This is a genomic window from Clostridium sp. (genome assembly GCF_021372645.1).
Classification (GTDB): Bacteria; Bacillota; Clostridia; order Clostridiales; family Clostridiaceae; genus Clostridium.
In genome coordinates, this window is record NZ_JAJFUC010000057.1 from 44,348 (window position 1) to 62,815 (window position 18,468).

The 18,468-nt window shown below is 28.8% G+C and carries 18 protein-coding genes and 2 pseudogenes; 17 read left to right on the top strand and 3 right to left on the bottom strand.

Annotated elements, in window-relative coordinates; genetic code table 11:
• Window positions 1-192: 192 nt before the first annotated feature.
• Together LLF98_RS09720 and LLF98_RS09725 are read right to left on the bottom strand one after the other, a co-directional pair.
• Window positions 193-414, bottom strand: a pseudogene (locus LLF98_RS09720) (lysozyme inhibitor LprI family protein); the annotation flags it as partial.
• 12 nt (window positions 415-426) lie between these two features.
• A complete protein-coding gene (locus LLF98_RS09725; protein ID WP_291703026.1) occupies window positions 427-1,155 on the bottom strand; it encodes a lysozyme inhibitor LprI family protein in 729 nt (242 codons plus the stop codon).
• 323 nt (window positions 1,156-1,478) lie between these two features.
• Between LLF98_RS09725 and LLF98_RS09730 the strand changes: the two genes are divergently transcribed.
• A complete protein-coding gene (locus LLF98_RS09730; protein ID WP_291703027.1) occupies window positions 1,479-1,781 on the top strand; it encodes a hypothetical protein in 303 nt (100 codons plus the stop codon).
• A gap of 155 nt (window positions 1,782-1,936) precedes the next feature.
• The gene (locus LLF98_RS09735) at window positions 1,937-2,356 is read left to right on the top strand and encodes a GNAT family N-acetyltransferase (RefSeq protein WP_291703028.1); all 420 of its coding nucleotides are present in this window, start codon (window positions 1,937-1,939) and stop codon (window positions 2,354-2,356) included.
• A 3-nt stretch (window positions 2,357-2,359) separates the two neighbouring features.
• On the opposite strand, the pseudogene LLF98_RS09740 reads toward LLF98_RS09735, so the two are convergent.
• Window positions 2,360-2,518: pseudogene (locus LLF98_RS09740) on the bottom strand (MFS transporter); the annotation flags it as partial.
• A gap of 239 nt (window positions 2,519-2,757) precedes the next feature.
• Here LLF98_RS09740 and LLF98_RS09745 point away from each other — a divergent pair.
• The 15 genes from LLF98_RS09745 (at window position 2,758) to LLF98_RS09815 (ending at window position 18,362) form a co-directional block, all read left to right on the top strand.
• Complete coding sequence (locus LLF98_RS09745; RefSeq protein ID WP_291703030.1) at window positions 2,758-5,424, top strand: DEAD/DEAH box helicase; 2,667 nt, start codon at window positions 2,758-2,760, stop codon at window positions 5,422-5,424.
• Entirely contained in the window at window positions 5,425-6,141 is a 717-nt protein-coding gene (locus tag LLF98_RS09750; RefSeq protein ID WP_291703032.1) for an SWIM zinc finger family protein, read from the top strand.
• A gap of 140 nt (window positions 6,142-6,281) precedes the next feature.
• On the top strand, window positions 6,282-7,955 hold the full coding sequence (locus tag LLF98_RS09755) for an AAA family ATPase (protein ID WP_291703034.1): 1,674 nt from the start codon (window positions 6,282-6,284) through the stop codon (window positions 7,953-7,955).
• Between the two features lie 151 nt (window positions 7,956-8,106).
• Complete coding sequence (locus LLF98_RS09760; RefSeq protein ID WP_291703038.1) at window positions 8,107-8,232, top strand: hypothetical protein; 126 nt, start codon at window positions 8,107-8,109, stop codon at window positions 8,230-8,232.
• A gap of 10 nt (window positions 8,233-8,242) precedes the next feature.
• The gene (locus tag LLF98_RS09765) at window positions 8,243-8,374 is read left to right on the top strand and encodes a hypothetical protein (RefSeq protein WP_291703039.1); all 132 of its coding nucleotides are present in this window, start codon (window positions 8,243-8,245) and stop codon (window positions 8,372-8,374) included.
• A gap of 126 nt (window positions 8,375-8,500) precedes the next feature.
• Window positions 8,501-8,842, top strand: a complete 342-nt coding sequence (locus LLF98_RS09770; RefSeq protein WP_291703040.1) for a hypothetical protein — start codon at window positions 8,501-8,503, stop codon at window positions 8,840-8,842.
• A 106-nt stretch (window positions 8,843-8,948) separates the two neighbouring features.
• On the top strand, window positions 8,949-9,122 hold the full coding sequence (locus LLF98_RS09775; RefSeq protein ID WP_291703041.1) for a hypothetical protein: 174 nt from the start codon (window positions 8,949-8,951) through the stop codon (window positions 9,120-9,122).
• A 30-nt stretch (window positions 9,123-9,152) separates the two neighbouring features.
• Window positions 9,153-9,737, top strand: a complete 585-nt coding sequence (locus tag LLF98_RS09780) for an ATP-binding protein (protein ID WP_291703042.1) — start codon at window positions 9,153-9,155, stop codon at window positions 9,735-9,737.
• Between the two features lie 49 nt (window positions 9,738-9,786).
• Complete coding sequence (locus LLF98_RS09785; RefSeq protein ID WP_291703043.1) at window positions 9,787-10,983, top strand: plasmid pRiA4b ORF-3 family protein; 1,197 nt, start codon at window positions 9,787-9,789, stop codon at window positions 10,981-10,983.
• An 86-nt stretch (window positions 10,984-11,069) separates the two neighbouring features.
• Window positions 11,070-12,026, top strand: a complete 957-nt coding sequence (locus LLF98_RS09790) for a transglutaminase domain-containing protein (RefSeq protein WP_291703045.1) — start codon at window positions 11,070-11,072, stop codon at window positions 12,024-12,026.
• Window positions 12,027-12,522: 496 nt separating this feature from the next.
• On the top strand, window positions 12,523-13,146 hold the full coding sequence (locus LLF98_RS09795) for a class I SAM-dependent methyltransferase (protein ID WP_291703047.1): 624 nt from the start codon (window positions 12,523-12,525) through the stop codon (window positions 13,144-13,146).
• Window positions 13,147-13,216: 70 nt separating this feature from the next.
• A complete protein-coding gene (locus LLF98_RS09800) occupies window positions 13,217-15,742 on the top strand; it encodes a DEAD/DEAH box helicase family protein (protein WP_291703049.1) in 2,526 nt (841 codons plus the stop codon).
• Between the two features lie 300 nt (window positions 15,743-16,042).
• Window positions 16,043-16,378, top strand: a complete 336-nt coding sequence (locus LLF98_RS09805; protein ID WP_291703050.1) for a hypothetical protein — start codon at window positions 16,043-16,045, stop codon at window positions 16,376-16,378.
• 26 nt (window positions 16,379-16,404) lie between these two features.
• The gene (locus tag LLF98_RS09810; RefSeq protein ID WP_291703052.1) at window positions 16,405-17,334 is read left to right on the top strand and encodes a DUF5655 domain-containing protein; all 930 of its coding nucleotides are present in this window, start codon (window positions 16,405-16,407) and stop codon (window positions 17,332-17,334) included.
• Window positions 17,335-17,612: 278 nt separating this feature from the next.
• Window positions 17,613-18,362 carry a Shedu anti-phage system protein SduA domain-containing protein gene (locus LLF98_RS09815; protein ID WP_291703054.1) on the top strand — a complete coding sequence of 250 codons (750 nt, stop codon included), beginning with the start codon at window positions 17,613-17,615 and terminating at the stop codon, window positions 18,360-18,362.
• Window positions 18,363-18,468 lie beyond the last annotated feature (106 nt).

The following is an 18,468-nucleotide window of genomic DNA, read 5'->3' on the forward strand; positions in this document are numbered from 1 at the left end:
GATTTGTTCCTTATTGTTTTGTAATAAGATTTTATAAAAATTAGTGGATTTTGAAGGTTATGATTATAACCTTTACTATGAAACAAGCCAACGACAATACAAAATGTGTTGCCGTTGGCTATTTTTTTATATTAAATGATACATATAGAGACATTGAATAACATTTAGTCCTGTTATTGTTTATTGATTCAATTATTCCATGTATCTATATACTAATTCGTAACATCTACTTTGAGTTGTATGTGCCAAAGATGATTTGTATGCTACATTGCCTAATTGACTTCCTACGCCTTGTGTCTCTTCAGATTTTTTGGCTTTATTTTCTTTTTGTGTTATCCATTGTGCCTCTTCTTTGTCTAATTTTTTCATTTCTTCAGAAGGTAATTGTTGTTTTAATAAATTATAAATTTCATTTAATGCCCCATCTCAGTCATTGTATTCTTTATCTGCTAAGATTATCATTTTGCTAGTTACTCCAGTTGCTGCATTTTTATATTCTGGAGATAAAAGTATTTTATTTTCCATATTATCTAGTTTATTTATATAGTCTTGTTTATTGGCATTTATTTTTATTTTTGAATCTGTCATATAATTGTTAACTAATTCATAACATCTGTTTTTGGTTGATTCGTATAAAGACATATTATATGCAACAAATTCAAAGGTTCCACCCTTATATTGTGATGCTGACTTATTTGCTGTATCTTCTTTCTGCTTTATCCATTTAATTTCTTCAGCTTGCAAATTTCTCATTGTATCCTGAGATAACTTCTCCTTCAATAAACTGTAAATTTCATTTAATACTTCATCATACATATCATAGGATTCTCCATAATAACTTCGCATAGCATTTGTTATTCCAGCATCTGAGTCCTTCTTTTCTGGTAAATTATCAAGTTGTTTTTGTATACTGTCTAATCTTCCTAGAAATTCTTCTCTTCTTCCATCTATTTTTGTTACTATATTTGTTGTATTAGTTTCCTGAATATTATTATTTACTGTTGTCTCATCTGTTGAAACTGATGAATCTGTTTTGCTTGTATTATCAACTGTGTTTACGCTATCTTGTGTTCTTTTAGTATCTTTCGTGCATGCCACTAGTATAATCATTGACAATACTATTACCATAAGAAATGCAGTTTTTATATTTTTCATTAGCATTCTCCTTTTAATTTTATTTATAATAATATGATTACATTATATGAATAATATTACATTTTTTCAAATATGGCTAAAAATTAATGAAATGCTTGGAGATTACGACTTGAATGGAAAAGAGAACTTGGCGAAAGAATACTATAATTTATAATAGTGAGGTGAGACATATTCAAAAAAATTGAAGGGGTAACAGATTAATGATTGTAATAGATATAAGATGTTATATAATATTAGTGACTCAATAAGAAATTTAAACGAAAGACATTTAGAAACATACATTTGTAAAAGGAAGAAAAATACAAATGATTATAGGAAAATAAATGAGTGAAGAAAACATAATACCAATTTATAATGAATATCAACATGTATTTGATGCAATAAGTAACACATATGAATTGAATATACCAAAAGAAAAGGCAGTAGAAATATATTCAAAAATAACTGGGAAGCCATTAACTCAAAGTTTAGATAACTTAAAAGTTGAATTTGTTATAGGTGATGATGGATATCTTCAAAAAGCCAACGTGAAAGCAAGTATTGGATCAAATTATGTTGAAGTGAATACTGATTATTTAAATTATAATAAGAAATTTGATATAGTATTACCTAATGTTCCTAATTGATTTTTTTATGGTTAAAAATATTGGATTTTATTGAGTTTATGTAAAAGTAAACTCTTATTTAATTTTAGTATGTTTGGAACAAAGCTCAAAGGAAAAATGGAAGTAAATTCAGAAAAGAACAAAGAAATTTTATAAATTAGGAGGATTTTATAGTTATGATTATAGAAAAGTTAAAAACAGAGGATCTATCACAGGTATTGGAATTACTTAAAACCCTTGTACCTTTTGAAATTACATTTGATAAATCACTTGAAATATATGAAGAAATGTTGATGAATGAAAATTACTATTTAGTAGTTACGAAAGAAGATAACGATGTTATTGGCTGCGCAATTGGCATCTGCTGCAAATGCTTGGCAGTATCCTTTTTGGTGATTGAAGATGTAATTGTTAAAGAAGGATTAAGAGGAAAAGGCATCGGGCAAAAGTTAATGGAATCACTTGATGAGTTTGCTAAAAGAAAAAAATGTGCTTATGCAATTCTTGTATCATCTGATTTTAGAAAAAATGCACATAAATTCTATGAAGGTATGGGATTTACTGATAGTGTAAGAGGGTTTAGAAAAGTTTATTAGTTATTATAGCGTACTCTTATATAAAACTGGTATTGCCCCTGTTATAAGGATCATACCCATGAAAGCAGGTGCGGCATGACCAAGTGATACATAGATTTGACCTCCAATTATAGGTCCAATCATTCTTGCTAAAGCCTGAATAGATTGGCTGCCTCCTTGAATAAGAGTTTATGTAAAGTAAGCTCTTATTTTTATGGGATTTTTGTTTTACGTAATTAGTTTTTAGGATATAATTTCTTATATGACAAAACATTGGGATAGCCAGGCAAAAATACGGAAAATAAAGAGATTCTAAATGTAGATTTTAAAGAGAGAGTTATATGTATGCATTTTATACTGGCGCAAGTTATAGGAATGTAAAGGGTACGATAGGTGAGTGGAAGAAAAAGGAGGATATTCTTTTGAATCAAAGTGAAAAAGAAAAGAAAGAATTAATAGTCATTTTTACACAGACAGGTTTTACAGTAGATTATGAAATAGCTGTTAAAAAAAATTTATCACAAGATTATCAGAAAAATCAAGAAGAATGGTATACAAAATTTATAGAAGATAAATATAAGGCATTATGGGATCTTGGATTTACTAAGCAGGAGGAGTGGATGTCACAAACCATAAGTTTTGTATACTTCTTAGCTAATAAATTAGTAAAGAAAATTTCAAAACAGTCAGATATAGAGATAACTAGGGAAGAAGCAGAGTTATTTTTAGAGTATGAAGAGATTGAAGAAATTAAAAATAGAGCCCCTTTTGCTATAGGGATGGAATTTATAAATAATGAATGGATTTCTATTATATGGGATAGAATCATTGAAGTATACAGAAGAGAGATATTAAGTTACAAGGGAACTGTTAGAGATTTCTTAATGGAAAAAAACACCAATATAAATGTAGTAGGAAGAGTATTTTTTCACTTAGTTGAAAACAAAGAGGAAAATTATCCATTTGCATTTTTAGCTACATATTCTACGGAAAATAAAGAAGCAGGCGTACATAAAGCAAAGCATATGCCACTCAAAAATGCTCTTTTAGAATATAAAGAAGATAAGGAAAAACTGCTTCAATTAATGTCAACTATAAGTAAAGCTGCAGATAAGAGCCACTTTATATCGGAACTTATGGAAAGTGGAGAATTATTTTCACCATTAAAGTTTACAAAATATGAAGCATATACCATATTAAAGGAAATACCTATTTATGAGGAAGCAGGAATAATGTGCAGAATTCCAAACTGGTGGAAGAAGAAAAGTAATTCTTTAAAACTTTCAGTATCCATTGGAGAAAAGGAACCTTCAAAGGTTGGAATGGATGCTTTATTATCCTTTGAACCAGAGATATTCTTTGGAGATGAAAAGATATCTAAAGAAGAATTAAAAAAACTCCTTTTAGAGTCAGAAGGTTTAGCTTTAATTAAAGGAAAATGGATAGAAATTGATAAAAATAAGTTATCAGAAGTTTTAGAAGCTTACGAAAAAGCTGACAGCTTAGCTAAATCTGATGGTTTAACAATTGCAGAAGCAATGCGAATGGAGCTTAATGCAGGCGAAAAGCTTGGGATTAATGAATCTTATGTGGATTTAGAAGTATCAAACGGTGCATGGCTTAAAAAGATTAGAGAAACTATGGGGAATCCTGAAATAATAAAAGAAAACAAAACTGTTGATAGTTTTAAGGCAGACCTAAGACCATATCAAAAAACAGGATTTTCCTGGCTTTCTTATATGCAGAAACTTGGGTTTGGAGCATGCCTTGCAGATGATATGGGACTTGGTAAAACAGTTCAAATTATTGCTTTTCTTGAAAAGATCAGGGTTGAAAGTGGAGGAAAAGCACTTCTTATAATTCCAGCTTCATTAATAGGTAACTGGCAGAAAGAAATAGAGAAGTTTGCACCTGAAATGAAAATAGCTGTACTTCATGGGAAGGAAACCACTATTGATTTAGAAGAAGATAGTCCATTTTTATATATTACTACCTATGGTATGGCAACCCGCTTAGAAGATATAAGAAATACTAAATGGGATATACTAATTCTAGATGAAGCTCAGGCAATTAAAAATCCAGGAACAAAGCAGACTAAAACTATAAAGCAGATTAAAGCTAAGACAAAGATAGCAATGACAGGTACTCCAATAGAAAATAGACTATCAGATCTTTGGTCACTATTTGACTTTTTAGATGCAGGTCTTCTTGGAAGCGCTAAGGAGTTTACAAATTTCACAAAGAGGTTAAGAGAAAATAATAGTGATTATGCAAAGCTTAGAAATATTGTAAATCCATTTATATTAAGAAGATTAAAGACAGATAAAAGTGTAATATCTGATCTTCCAGAAAAAATAGAGATCAAAGAGTATGCAGCTTTGAGTAAGAAACAAATTGTGCTATATAATAAACTTGTAAAAGAACTTGAAGCTAAATTACATAATTCAGAGGGAATAGAAAGAAAAGGCCTTGTTCTTGGAAGCATAATTAAATTTAAGCAAATATGTAATCATCCAGACCAATATTTAGGACTTGAAGAATATAAAACTGATAATAGCGGAAAATATCAGCAGCTTAAAGATATATGTGAAAATATATACGAAAAGAGAGAAAGAGTACTTGTGTTTACGCAGTTTAAAGAAATGACAGGACCAATAGCAGCTTTCCTTGAAAATATATTTAACAGAAAAGGGCTGGTTCTTCATGGAGGCACTTCTGTTAAAAAGAGAAGTGAAATGGTTGAAAGTTTTAATGGAGAAGAATATATTCCATATATGGTCCTTTCACTTAAGGCTGGTGGTGTCGGATTAAACCTTACAGCAGCTAATCATGTTATCCACTTTGATAGATGGTGGAATCCAGCAGTTGAAAATCAAGCAACAGACAGAGCTTTTCGTATAGGTCAGACAAAAAATGTAATGGTACATAAATTTGTAACTAAAGGAACTATTGAAGAAAAAATAGATTTAATGATAGAAGAAAAACAAAAAGTAGCTGGGGATATAATAGCATCATCAGGCGAAAACTGGATTACAGAACTTAATAACAGTGAACTTATGGAATTATTTAAGTTAGGTGGTGAAAAGTAAATGGGCTATTACGGATGGTATAAACAGGAGACAGCTGAAGATAAAAAGAAAAAATTTCAAAAAAGCCTTGATAAACTTAGAAAAACTAATCCAGATATATCACCTATCATTATTAGTGGAAATTTAATTGCATCAAAATGGTGGGGAAGAGCCTGGAATAAGAATTTAGAAAACTATGCCGATTTTAGAAATCGAATAAATAGAGGTAAATCTTATGTGAAAAATGGGGCAGTATTAGATTTGCAGATTACAGAAGGAAAAATTGAAGCTCTAGTCCAAGGCAGCGGCTCAAAACCATATAATGTTACAATTTCAATTGATAAATTAGATAAGAAAAAGTGGCAAAGAGTAATAGAAATTTGCAATCGAAAGATTGATACAATGGAAACATTGTTATTAGGAAATTTCCCTAAGGAGCTTGATGAAATGTTCAGTAATTCAACAAATGGAATGTTTCCAAATCCAAAAGAAATTCATTTTAAGTGCAGCTGCCCAGATTCAGCAAGAATGTGTAAACATGTAGCAGCAGTTTTATATGGAATTGGTGCAAGACTCGATGAAGACCCGATTTTATTCTTTAAACTTAGGTGTATTGATTTTCAAGAACTTCTTAAAAAATCAATTGAAGACAAAATGGAAAGCATGCTAAAAAATGCAGATAAGAAGAGCAGGCGTGTTATTGAAGATACAGAGGTATTTGATCTCTTTGGACTATAAATTCTACAAGTTTTAATAAGATAATATTTCGGTTATAATTAGTATATAAAATGAAGATGTTATACTATAAAAAGCAGGCATAGTCAAAAGTGAATTTGTTTTGATTATTCCAAAATTAAATGTAGAATGGAAGTGAGAAAATGAATTTTAAACCATTACCAATTGGTATAGATAATTTTGAAAAGTTAATAACTAGAGAATATTACTTTGTCGATAAAACATTGCTTATAAAAGAGTTATTAGATAATAAGGCAGACGTGAATTTATTCACAAGACCAAGAAGATTTGGAAAGACATTAAATATGAGTATGCTTCAATACTTCTTTGAGAATAACGAAAAAGATAATTCTTACCTTTTTGAAGGCTTAAATATAATGAAAATAGGAGAAAAGTATACTTCCCATATGGGGCAGTATCCTGTGATTAATTTGTCCTTAAAATCTGCGAAACAGCCAACTTTTGAATTGGCATTGAAATGTATTAAAGACGAGCTTGTAGATGAATTTAGGCGTCACGATTATATTTTGAAAAGTGATAAATTGATTAAAGAAAAAGAAGAATATGAGAGAATAGAAAGAAAAGAATCTGGTGAAGAACTTTATGTAACAGCCCTAAAGTTTTTATCGAAATGTTTAGAAAAATATCATGAAAAGAAAGTAATAATTCTTATAGATGAATATGATGTGCCTCTTGAAAATGCATTTTTTGAAGGTTTCTATGATAAAATGATTGCTTTTATAAGATCACTTTTTGAATCATCTTTAAAAACAAATTCTTCGTTGGAATTTTCAGTGATAACAGGATGCCTTAGAATTTCGAAGGAAAGTATTTTCACAGGCTTAAATAATTTAGAAATTATCTCAATATTAAATAAATCTTATGATGAATATTTTGGATTTACTCAAAATGAAGTAAACAAAATGCTTGGAGATTATAATCTAAATGAAAAACAAACTTTAATAAAAAACTGGTATAATGGATATATTTTTGGAGATGCCGAAGTTTATAATCCATGGAGTGCAGTAAGATTTGTGAAAGATTTAGTAGTTGATAAGAATACATTTCCATCATCATATTGGGCAAATACAAGCTCAAACAGCATAGTTAAAAGTCTCATAGAAAAAGCAGATACTAAAACTAAACAGGAAGTAGAACTGTTAATTGAAGGAAAAACAATAGAAAAGCTGGTTCATGAAGATATAACATACGATGAAATTTACGATACCATGGACAATTTGTGGAATTTTATGTTTTTCACAGGTTATTTCAAAAAAGTTAGTGAAAGAATGGATCAAGAAGATAATCATTATATAGAATTAAGTATACCAAATAGAGAAGTGAAATATATTTTTAGAAGTAAAATCTTAAAGTGGTTTGAAGAAAAGGTTAAAGCGAAAGATTTAAGTAAATTATATACTTCAATAATAAATGGAGAGGCTGAAATTTTTGAAGAAGAGCTTGGAAGACTACTTATGGAAACTATAAGCTTCAATGATGCTTATGAAAATTTCTATCATGGCTTTGTAGTTGGAGCTTTAGCTAATATGCATGATTATATTGTAAAATCCAATCGAGAGGGTGGCAAGGGACGTAGTGACCTTTTTATAAAATCTGTATCAAAAAGAGGCGTGGCAATAGTTATTGAATTCAAGATAGCCAAAAATATTGATAATTTGGAAAAAAGAGCAGAGGATGCATTAATACAAATTGAAGAAAAAGGTTATGATATGGAGCTAAGAAGTGAAGGATATAAGAATATTGTAAGATATGGAATAAGTTTTTGTGAGAAAGATTGTTATATAAAAATGAAATGATTAGTTATATTTATTGAGAGTTTATGTAAGGTAAGCTCTTATTTTTATGATAGAATACACTGTATGAAAAAGTATAGTGGGAAATTTTAGGTTGAATAAAAACTTAGAAGAATTAGCTAAGAATGAGTAATAAAAAGCTTTGGGGGTTCAAATGATAAAAGAAAAATACAACTTAATTAGTCGTTCAAAAGAAGAGTTGATCACGTTAATCGAGGAATTAATGAATAGAGTGCCTGAAAGAGAGGATAGAGTTTATTTCGAAATGGATAAGTCCTGAGGATGCACTTGTGGAAGCTGGTATATATGATAGCAACAGTTTTGGTAAAAGAGTGAAAGTGTTCTGTAAAGAATGTCTAAATAAGCAGTATTATATTGAATCAGAATATAATTATTACTATGGTAAAGAAGGGCATTCTTAATAATTTTAAGGATAACCCTCATATAGAAAAAGTAATTAGAGAAAATATTGAAGATAATAGTGAGTATTGGGCGATACAACATATCTTATATGAACTATTGAAGAGGCAATGGAGGAAGTTCAAAATGTGCAAATAATTTCAGATTTCAATAAAAAATTAGTGCTTCGCTTTGAAAATTTAAATAAATTTAATGAAGCATATGAAGTTGCAGTTAAAATGTTTAAGAATGACAATAGCCATGAATTATATTTGAGAGCAAGAGATTTAGCAGTTAAAATTGGTGAGCTCCATAGTTTTATTGGCAATATGCTAAAGTTTATTAAGTCTAACAAAAGATATGACTCAATTTCAACAATATTAAGGATACTTTCATTTGAAGGAAATACTTTAGAACTTATAAATACAGCATTGAAGTCAAAAGATTATTCACGCTATGATTACTTAAAATATACCAAAGCTAAGCAGTGATTTCTTTAAATTTACTCAAAAGCAGCTTAATGAGGAAAATCTTATAAATATTAAATTACTTAAGGAAGAACACGGAATTAAATATGCCACAAGAGCATTAATTCTTTTGACCAATAATTCACTGCATGATTATGCAAGAATAAAATGTGCAAGATTTAAAGGAAAGGATACTTATGAATTTATAGATCAAAAGGAATTTTCAGGACCTTTATATGAGCAAGTAGAGAGTGCGATAAAATTTGCAAAAGCTCATATTAATAAGAATGGAAGAATTACTTAGCTGCAAAGGATAGATAAATATGAGATACCTATGGTTGCAATTAGAGAAATAATATCAAATGCTGTAGTACATAGAGATTATAGTATATCAGGTGCTGATATTAAGTTTGCAATATTTGATGATAGAATAGAAGTAACATCGCCAGGTCTTTTGCCTAAAACTCTTGATATAGAAGATATTAAAATTGGAAGATCAGAAATTAAAAATAAGGTTATTGCTCGATTTTTCAAGGAAATTAATTTTATTGAAGAATGGGGTACAGGTATAAAAAGGATTATAAAATCCTGTACTGATGCGGGTCTTGAAGAACCTATTTTCATGGAGACAGGTATGTTCTTTAAAGTTACCATAAAAAAGAATAGTAGTGATAAAGTAGCGATAAGTGGCGATAAGATAAAAGAAAGATTCATTATTGATTCTGGTAGAACTCAGCTTAGCGATGCTGAAAATAAAATAATTCATTACTTAAAAGAATATGAAAGTATAACTAATAAGAAGGCAAGAGAAATAACAGGTTTATCAGCTTCTGGCGTTAGAAAAGTATTTGAAGGTTTAGTTCAGAAGAAATTAATTATTGCTTTTGGCGACAAGAAAAGTAGATGTTATAAATTATGAGTGCTGTTAAACACAAATAAACATAAAAACTGAGGATGGATGCATAAGAATGAATAATATTAATAGGACAATAAATGATTTTGAAAAATTTATAGAATTTATAGAAAATGAAAGACCTATACTGTCAGCAACTCAGGAAGTATTTGGAAGAAAGGATTGCTATAATTTAAATATGCTGCTTGAAAATAAAAAAGATGTAGCAACTTCTAGTTATAATCAAGATAAATATTTTGCAATAGATTTGATGTTTTCATTAGCTATTGCAAGTAAGCTTTATATAAAAGCTAACGATGAAAAAGGAAAAGTGAGGCTTTTTAAAACAGATAAGATAGAAAGCTTTCAAAATTTAAATGAAGATGAAAAATATGTTTTCTTACTCCAAACTTATTGGACTAAATATGATTTTGAAACAAAATTTAATAGAACTCATAATATAGCCGCTTTTTACAATATTTTGGCTGAGGTAGCTAGTGCTAAACAAGGGGATCTAATTGTAAAAGATGAAACGAATATTTCAAATATAATGTATTCTACAGGTGCTGCATTTTTTCATCATTTAAAGTTTTTTGGTTTTGGTGAACTTGATCAAATTAATGGTGCAAAAGGTAGATATGAAGATTTAATAAAAAGTTTTTCTCCAAATGAATTTGGGATTAAAACAAGTATTTTCCTCTTAACAAAGGCTATGCAGTACTGGAATAAAGAAGATGTTTCATTTTTCTTAGAATATTTCAATTTAAAAGTTAAAACTAATGAAAACGAAAAGGCATTTGATGTTTTTAAAACTATCTTTAAAGGGAACACTGTTAAAAATACAGTAGAGGAAGAAATTAAAACAAATAAAGGTGGAACGTATACTTTTAAAGTAAGTTTGTCAAAGACCGTATGGAGAAAAATAAATTTAGCATATAAGCATACTTTTGGAGATTTACATAATGCTATTCAAGAAGCCTTTGAGTTTGATAATGATCATTTATATGCATTTTATATAGGAGGCAATAGAAGAACAGGAAAAGGAATATATTGTGAGTATGCAGATTATGAAGGCCTTATAGCAGAGACTACGACTATAGAAAGTTTAAATCTTTATAAAGGAGAAAGATTTTTATACTTATTTGATTTGGGGGACGAATGGGAATTTAATGTAGAGCTTGTCGAAACAGATGGAGAAGTACCAGTTCCTTTAAAACCTATGATTATAGAATCAAAAGGAAAGTCACCGCAGCAGTACCGTGGAGGATGGTAATTTATTTTTATGTAATGAGGAAATAGAATGGATTACAAGAAATCTATGAATAATATACTATGAATGTATTAGAAAGGTAACAGAAGATGAAAAAGTTAAAACTAATAATTAGTTCACTAATGCTAATTTTAATATTAGTATTAAATTCAATAGGAGCAATTTCAGAATGGAAAAACCATATTACAGAGTGGTGGTATGCAAAAGGATATTCATGGGTAGTTGGCCAGGGGTTAATTGATAAAATTTCGTATTATTTTGATTCTGATGGATATATGGCTAAGGATAAAACTATAGATAGATATAATCCAAACAGTAGTGAAGCAGGGACAAGTGATATCCAAGTAAGCAAAGGAACTTCAGGATTAGATTATCTTAGTCAAAAGATACTAGATAATATAAGTGCAGAAAATCCATCATTTGATTTAGATTATAAAGGAGATATAAACAACGTAGGTAATGCTATTAAAGATAAGATAGATAATTTAAAGTATACAAATCCATATGAAGCATACAATATATCTAGCTATAATATTCAGGCATCATCCCTATTAGGTTCATCTACCGTAAGAGCAAGGGTTAGTTGCGTTTATAAGATGACATCAGAAATGGAAGCTGACTTGGATGCAAAAGCAAGAGTAATAGTTGCAAGGATAGCTCCAGATAGTATGAGTCAGTTAAAAAAGGAACGTGCTATACATGACTGGATAGTTAACAATACACGGTATGATCAATCTTATAAAATATATGATCCATACAATACTTTAATTAAGCATACTGGAGTTTGTGAGGGATATTCTCTACTCGCTCAAAAAATGTTTACTATTGCAGGAATTAAATCAATAATTGTAGAAGGCACAGCTAAGGGGCAAGCTCATTCGTGGAATATGGTTTATATAGACAACAAGTGGCGAAATGTAGATGTTACATGGGATGACCCCGTATCGTCTAAGGATATTTTAAGATACGATTATTTCAATATAACAGATAGTAAACTAAGTGCAGACCATACTTGGGATACTTTAAAATATCCAAGTGCTAATTAGTTTAATTTTTAAGTGTGCCTAAACGTAACAAGAACTATCCAAAGCACTGAGTCAAATATCAGTACTGGATAGTCTTGTTATTTTTTTGCTAGTGCCGTATGCCTAAAATATACGTAGAATAAAGAATAGTTTCAATTAATATATATAGGATTTTAGAAAAATATAAATGGTTAAAAATAAAAAAGTTTTAAATATACCAATAAACCTTTTTAAACAGAAATATTGTTTTAAAGTTTCCAATAAATATTTAAAAAAAGGAATATGGGTTTAAAGATAAATATTTTACAATATTAAAAAGGAAAAAATATAACAATATAACAATTTATAGGAAATATAAGGGGTTGGGGGCTTTTGGACATTTATGAGTTTAATTTTAGCAGCACCTATAAATGTAAGCTCTTATTTTTATGTTAAAATATAGTTAGGTTAATTTTTTAGAAAGTAAACCTAAAAGTGCAAAATAAAGATGATTCGTCAAGTGAAGAGGAGTAAAAAATTGAATAGTAAGCAGTTTTGGAATAATATATATGAAAATTTAAAGGAAAAGAAACCAAATTATGATTTATGGCTTGATTCATATGAAGATATTTTAAATAAAAATAATGAGCAACATATAATTGATTTAGGTTGTGGATCTGGGGGAGATACCTTATATTTAATCGAAAGAGGATATAAGGTTATCGCCTGTGATTATTCAAAAGAAGCCTTAAATATAATCAATAAATTTATTCCAGAGGTAAAGATAATTCAAATGGATATTTCAAAGACTTTACCTTTTGGAAATGAATTTGCTGAAGTAATAATAGCTGATTTATCGTTGCATTATTTTAATGGTGAAACTACTAGAAATATAGTTAAAGAAATAAGAAGAGTATTAAAGAGTAACGGATACTTAATTGGAAGAGTTAACTCAATAAATGATTTAAATTATGGAGCAGGAAATGGTGAAGAAATAGAAAAGAATTTCTATTTGACAGAAGAGGGGAATAAGAGATTTTTTAGTAAAGAGGATATATATTATTATTTTAAAGATTTTGTTATTGAAGAATGCACGGAAAAAAGTGTTATGAAATATGGGAATGAGAAAAGGGCTTTTGAATTTGTTGTTAGGAAGAGATGATATTTTAACTGCTAGTTAGAAATTACACGAAATTATGTAGTAAAATGTTTGTATATAATAGGGGGGAATTATGAGCAACTTTAAAATACTTGAAGATAGAAAATTAAATATAAACGAAAAAGAAGCAGTTTTTACTACTGGATACATAAACATAAGTGAGTTTAGAAATGTAAGCACAGGACATGATAATCATTTATACACTAAACTTAAGGAAAGTATTAAAAATGCTAAAGCTATTGATATAATAGTTTCTTTTCTTATGGATTCTGGAGTCAAGATGATTTTAGAAGATTTAAAAGAAGCCATAGATAGAAACGTAAGTATAAGGATTTTAACAGGACGTTATTTAAATATCACATCCCCATCTGCTCTTTATATGCTTAAGAGAGAACTTAAGGATAAGATAGATCTAAGATTTTACAATGTACGCAACAAGTCTTTTCATCCCAAGTCTTATATTTTTCATAATGAAAATGATAGCGAAATTTATATAGGCTCATCTAATCTTTCAAGAGGAGCTTTAACAGATTCTATTGAATGGAATTACAGATTTTTACGTTCACAAAATCCTGAAGATTTTAATGCTTTTTATGGTGAATTTGAAAACCTGTTTAATAATTATTCTGAAATTATAGATGATGTGGTAATGAGGAATTACTCAAAGAATTGGAAAAGACCGCAGGTTTATAAGGATTTTAAAAAAGCTAAAGAAAATGAATCTGAAATTGAGCCAAAAGAAATTGAAGAAAATAAAGTTATAGAGCTTTTTGAGCCTAAGGGGGCTCAGGTAGAAGCTTTATATGAATTAGAAAATTCAAGGGAAGAGGGCTTTGATAAAGGGTTGGTAGTTGCTGCAACTGGGGTAGGAAAAACATATTTAGCAGCTTTTGATTCTATAAAAGCTGAAAGAGTTTTATTTGTTGCTCATAGAGAAGAAATAATTAAACAGGCAGCTATAAGCTTTAAAAATGTTAGAAAGTCTGAGGATATTGGATTTTTCTATAATAGTACTAAGGATAATGATAAAGCAATGATTTTTGCATTGGTGCAAACATTGGGGAAGGATGAATATTTAAAGGAAGAATATTTTAAAAGAGATTATTTTGATTACATAGTAATAGATGAATTCCACCATGCAGTATCAAGTAATTACAGAAAAATTATAGATTATTTTACACCAAAATTCTTGCTTGGATTAACTGCAACACCTGAAAGACTTGATTCAAAAGATGTATTTTCCCTTTGTGATTACAATACAGTTTATGAAATAAGGCTTAGTGATGCCATAAATAAAGGTTATCTTGTTCCCTTCAGATATTATGGAATTTATGATGAAACTATAAATTATGATGAAGTGGAATTTAAAAATGGAAAATATAATGATAAAGAATTAGAAGAAGCCTTAATGCTTAATAAAAGAGGAGAATTAATTTTAAATCACTATAAAAAATACAATTCCAGCAGAGCTTTAGGATTTTGTACCTCAAAGAAACATGCAGAATACATGGCAAAATACTTCTGTCAAAATGGAGTAACCTCTGTAGCAGTATATAGCGGAGAAAACGGAGAATACTCAGAAAATAGAACAGAAGCATTAAACAAATTAACAAAGGGAGAAATAAAGGTAATATTTTCAGTAGATATGTTTAATGAGGGCTTAGACATACCTTCAATAGATATGGTAATGTTCCTAAGACCAACTCAGTCACCAACAGTATTTTTGCAACAGTTAGGAAGAGGACTTAGAAAACATAAAGATAAGAATTATCTAAATGTCTTAGACTTCATAGGAAATTATAAAAAAGCTGATCTTCTGCCATTTTTATTGAGTGGAAAAACCTATTCTAGAATTGAAGCTAAAAAAGGAATTTTTAATGAGGACGAATATCCAGAGGATTGTAGAGTAGATTTTGATTTTAGAATTATAGATGTATTTAAGAAATTAGCATCCAAAGAAATGAACATCAAAGATAGAATTTTAGAAGAATTCCTAAGAGTAAAAGAAATTCTAGGCTATAGACCAAGCAGAGTTGAATTTTTCAATAACATTGATGATGAAGTTTATTCAGCAATAAAGAAAACCAAAAGTTCATTAAATCCTTTCAATAATTATTTAGGTTTCTTAAAAGAAAATGGAGAATTATTTGAAAGTGAAGAAGATCTATTTAATAGCATTGGACATGACTTTATTAAAATGATTGAAACCACAAAGATGAGTAAGAGTTATAAGATTCCTGTTTTCCTTGCCTTTTATAATGGGGGAAATGTGAAAATGGAAATTGATGAAGAGGATGTTTATAGGAGCTTTTATGAATTTTATCATAAGGGATCTAATAAGGTTGATATGCTTAGAGATAAGGGGACGGCGGATTTTGAAGAGTGGGACAAGAAGAAATGGGTGAAGCTGGCTAGGGAGAATCCTGTTAAGGCTTTGGTTAAGAGTGAAGGGAAATTCTTCATTGGGAGTGAGAAGGCTTTAATGGCATTAAAAAATGAAAATATGAGAGATATTATTGTAAATAATGAGTTTGTTGGGCATATGAGAGATGCTATTGTTTATAGGACTGAGAGGTATTATGAGGAGAGAAAGTTCTAATATTCCAAGATAAGATTTTTATATAGAAAAGTTTTGTGAAATACAATATGATGTCTTTAGTTTTGTAGTTAATGAGAATAAGAATAATCAGATTTATGAATATAGGCAGGTTTTGAAGATTGAAAATGCTAAGAGGTTTGTTGAAGAGAAAATGCAAGAGGAATTTATTAAGAGATTGAAACAGGAGATTGGGCCAATTTATGGGATAGCGGTTAATTAGGGGAGTTTTGGAGAATTTTATTTAAATGCGGGAAAAATATAAAAAATTAATTGATTAAGCATATGTAAGATGAGGTAATTATGGAACTAGGAGAAATAATTAAACAAGCACTAATAAAAAGTATTTCTGAAGCATTAACTATGCTTTGGAATATTGCTGAAGTGAGAAATTTAGTAATTGAAAAAATAATAGGATTTATAACATTTATAATTACTTTTAGAATAGTAGGAAGAATAATGAGAGAAGCTAAGGTTTATGGTATTTGGATAGGAAGTTTTTGGGGAAAAGTAATATATTTTTTAATATCATCAATAATTAGTGGCACTATTGGTTATATTACAGGAAAGTTTATAACATTTTTAATCACATGCTTACTAAATAGTGGAATTTCATTTTTGAATAAACTTTCTGGATAAACTAATTAATGTAAAGGAGAAAAGAGATGTTTTTATACAATATAAATGGGGTCAAACTAGAAGAAATAAAAGAAGTTCCTTTTAAAAAGGAAATAGAGTTACATAAATTATGTGAAATTAATTTAGAAAATATATTTGGCTTAAAGTTTGTTAAAAGAGAATTTACTTTTAATAACTTTAGATTAGATACTTTAGCTTTTGATGAAAGTAGTAACGCTTTTGTAATAATTGAATATAAGAATACAAGTAGTTTTAGTGTTATAGATCAAGGTTATGCATATTTGTCATTATTACTTAACAATAAAGCAGATTTCATACTTGAATATAATGAAAATTGCAACACAAGATTAAAGAGAGATGATGTGGATTGGTCACAATCAAGAGTAATATTTGTATCTCCGTCATTTAATAATTATCAGAAGGAATCTATTAATTTTAAGGATTTACCTTTTGAGTTATGGGAAGTAAAGAAGTTTTCTAATAACACAGTTTATTTTAATGCAATAAAACCATCGAAAACTTCTGAATCTATAAAAACAATAACAACATCAAATGATCAGAACAAGACAGTTAATGATGAAGTAATCGTATATTCGGAAGAAGATCATTTAAAAAATTCTTCAGAGGAAATTATTGATTTATATAACAAAATTAAAGATTTTGTATTTTCATTAAATGATAACATAACAATAAAAGCTAAAAAATTAGAAATTGGATTTGTTTATAACAATAAAATTATGGTGGATATTCATTTACAAAAAAGAGCATTAAAGCTTTGGTTAAATACTAAGATGGGAACTATTGATGATTCTAAAAATATATCTAAAGATATGTCAAACACCGGACATTGGGGGAATGGGGATTATGAAATCCAGATAGTTGATGATGAAGAGTTGGAATATATTTTTAGTTTGATAAAGCAACTTTATAGGATAAAAAGCAATTTCAGTCTATAAATTAACAAGAGAAAAATTGTTGAATATAAAGAGGGATAGAGATAATGGAAAAATTTCAAAAGGAACTTTTAAATATTGAGAAAAAAAGTGATACTGAATTATATCTAAAGATAATAGAATTGGGAAAATAGGAAGATTTTAATTCAATAGCTAAGTTAGCATGTGTCTTACGTACTAGATTCACATATGAATATGATAAGAAAATAATACCATATTTAACATGCTTATCATTAATAAATAAAGGTGTAGAAGGGATAAGGTTAATAAAAGACTCTATAATGGGAGCAGCTCGAGCTACATGGCAAAACTTTTTGCTTCATGCCTTGCTAAACATAAGTATAGGAATACTTCCTAGAAAAGTTATAAAAGGATTTGAAGATTTTCAAAAAAGCATAGTAATTAATGATGAAATTATTATATCAGCAAAAAAATATTTATTGGATTTTTTAAATGAATCAAAATATGATGATGAAAAGTTTGCTGCTTTGTTAAATTTTTTTCATACGGAAAGCATACGTATACTGTTTGGAGAAGGGAATAATGGAGAGCTTAGAAATAGTTTCTTTAATTTAATTTCCCAAACAAGTATTAATATTTCTTCCGGAATGATAGAAGATTTTAGAAATTTAATTAAAAACGAGTTGAGAGAAGAAGAGTATCAAATATTTTTAAAAGAACATCCAGTATTTCTAAATCCATTGGCTAAACAGATAATAGATAAGAGAAGGTTAGGAGATGATTATATAACAGATTTTGTGATTCATTTAATAAATGAAGAATATATTTTGGTAGAAATAGAGAAACCTCAAGATAATATATTTACAGCGAATAATGAATTTACTAGCAAATTTATGCATGCATTTGGACAAGTGTTGGATTTTATTAATTGGATAGAATTGAATATTTCCTATGCGCAAACAAAATTGCCTGGAATAAAATCTCCTAAGGGAATGTTGGTTATGGGAAGACGGGATACAATGACCGAAGAACAGAAATGGAGTGCTCTAACCAAAATAGACACACAATAAGTACGATTTTCTTGTATTTTCACAGCATTTCATGTAATGTTATATTTTGAATTTATGTATAAATATTGAATAATATATGTATAACAATCCAATACTTAATATCATG

Coding starts and splice junctions, on each gene's coding strand:
- LLF98_RS09750 (WP_291703032.1), top strand. CDS start 5,425: ATGGGCTATTACGGATGGTATAAACAGGAGACAGCTGAAGATAAAAAG.
- LLF98_RS09735 (WP_291703028.1), top strand. CDS start 1,937: ATGATTATAGAAAAGTTAAAAACAGAGGATCTATCACAGGTATTGGAA.
- LLF98_RS09815 (WP_291703054.1), top strand. CDS start 17,613: ATGGGAGCAGCTCGAGCTACATGGCAAAACTTTTTGCTTCATGCCTTG.
- LLF98_RS09755 (WP_291703034.1), top strand. CDS start 6,282: ATGAATTTTAAACCATTACCAATTGGTATAGATAATTTTGAAAAGTTA.
- LLF98_RS09730 (WP_291703027.1), top strand. CDS start 1,479: ATGAGTGAAGAAAACATAATACCAATTTATAATGAATATCAACATGTA.
- LLF98_RS09790 (WP_291703045.1), top strand. CDS start 11,070: ATGAAAAAGTTAAAACTAATAATTAGTTCACTAATGCTAATTTTAATA.
- LLF98_RS09800 (WP_291703049.1), top strand. CDS start 13,217: ATGAGCAACTTTAAAATACTTGAAGATAGAAAATTAAATATAAACGAA.
- LLF98_RS09780 (WP_291703042.1), top strand. CDS start 9,153: ATGGTTGCAATTAGAGAAATAATATCAAATGCTGTAGTACATAGAGAT.
- LLF98_RS09785 (WP_291703043.1), top strand. CDS start 9,787: ATGAATAATATTAATAGGACAATAAATGATTTTGAAAAATTTATAGAA.
- LLF98_RS09810 (WP_291703052.1), top strand. CDS start 16,405: ATGTTTTTATACAATATAAATGGGGTCAAACTAGAAGAAATAAAAGAA.
- LLF98_RS09805 (WP_291703050.1), top strand. CDS start 16,043: ATGGAACTAGGAGAAATAATTAAACAAGCACTAATAAAAAGTATTTCT.
- LLF98_RS09760 (WP_291703038.1), top strand. CDS start 8,107: ATGATAAAAGAAAAATACAACTTAATTAGTCGTTCAAAAGAAGAGTTG.
- LLF98_RS09725 (WP_291703026.1), bottom strand. CDS start 1,155: ATGAAAAATATAAAAACTGCATTTCTTATGGTAATAGTATTGTCAATG.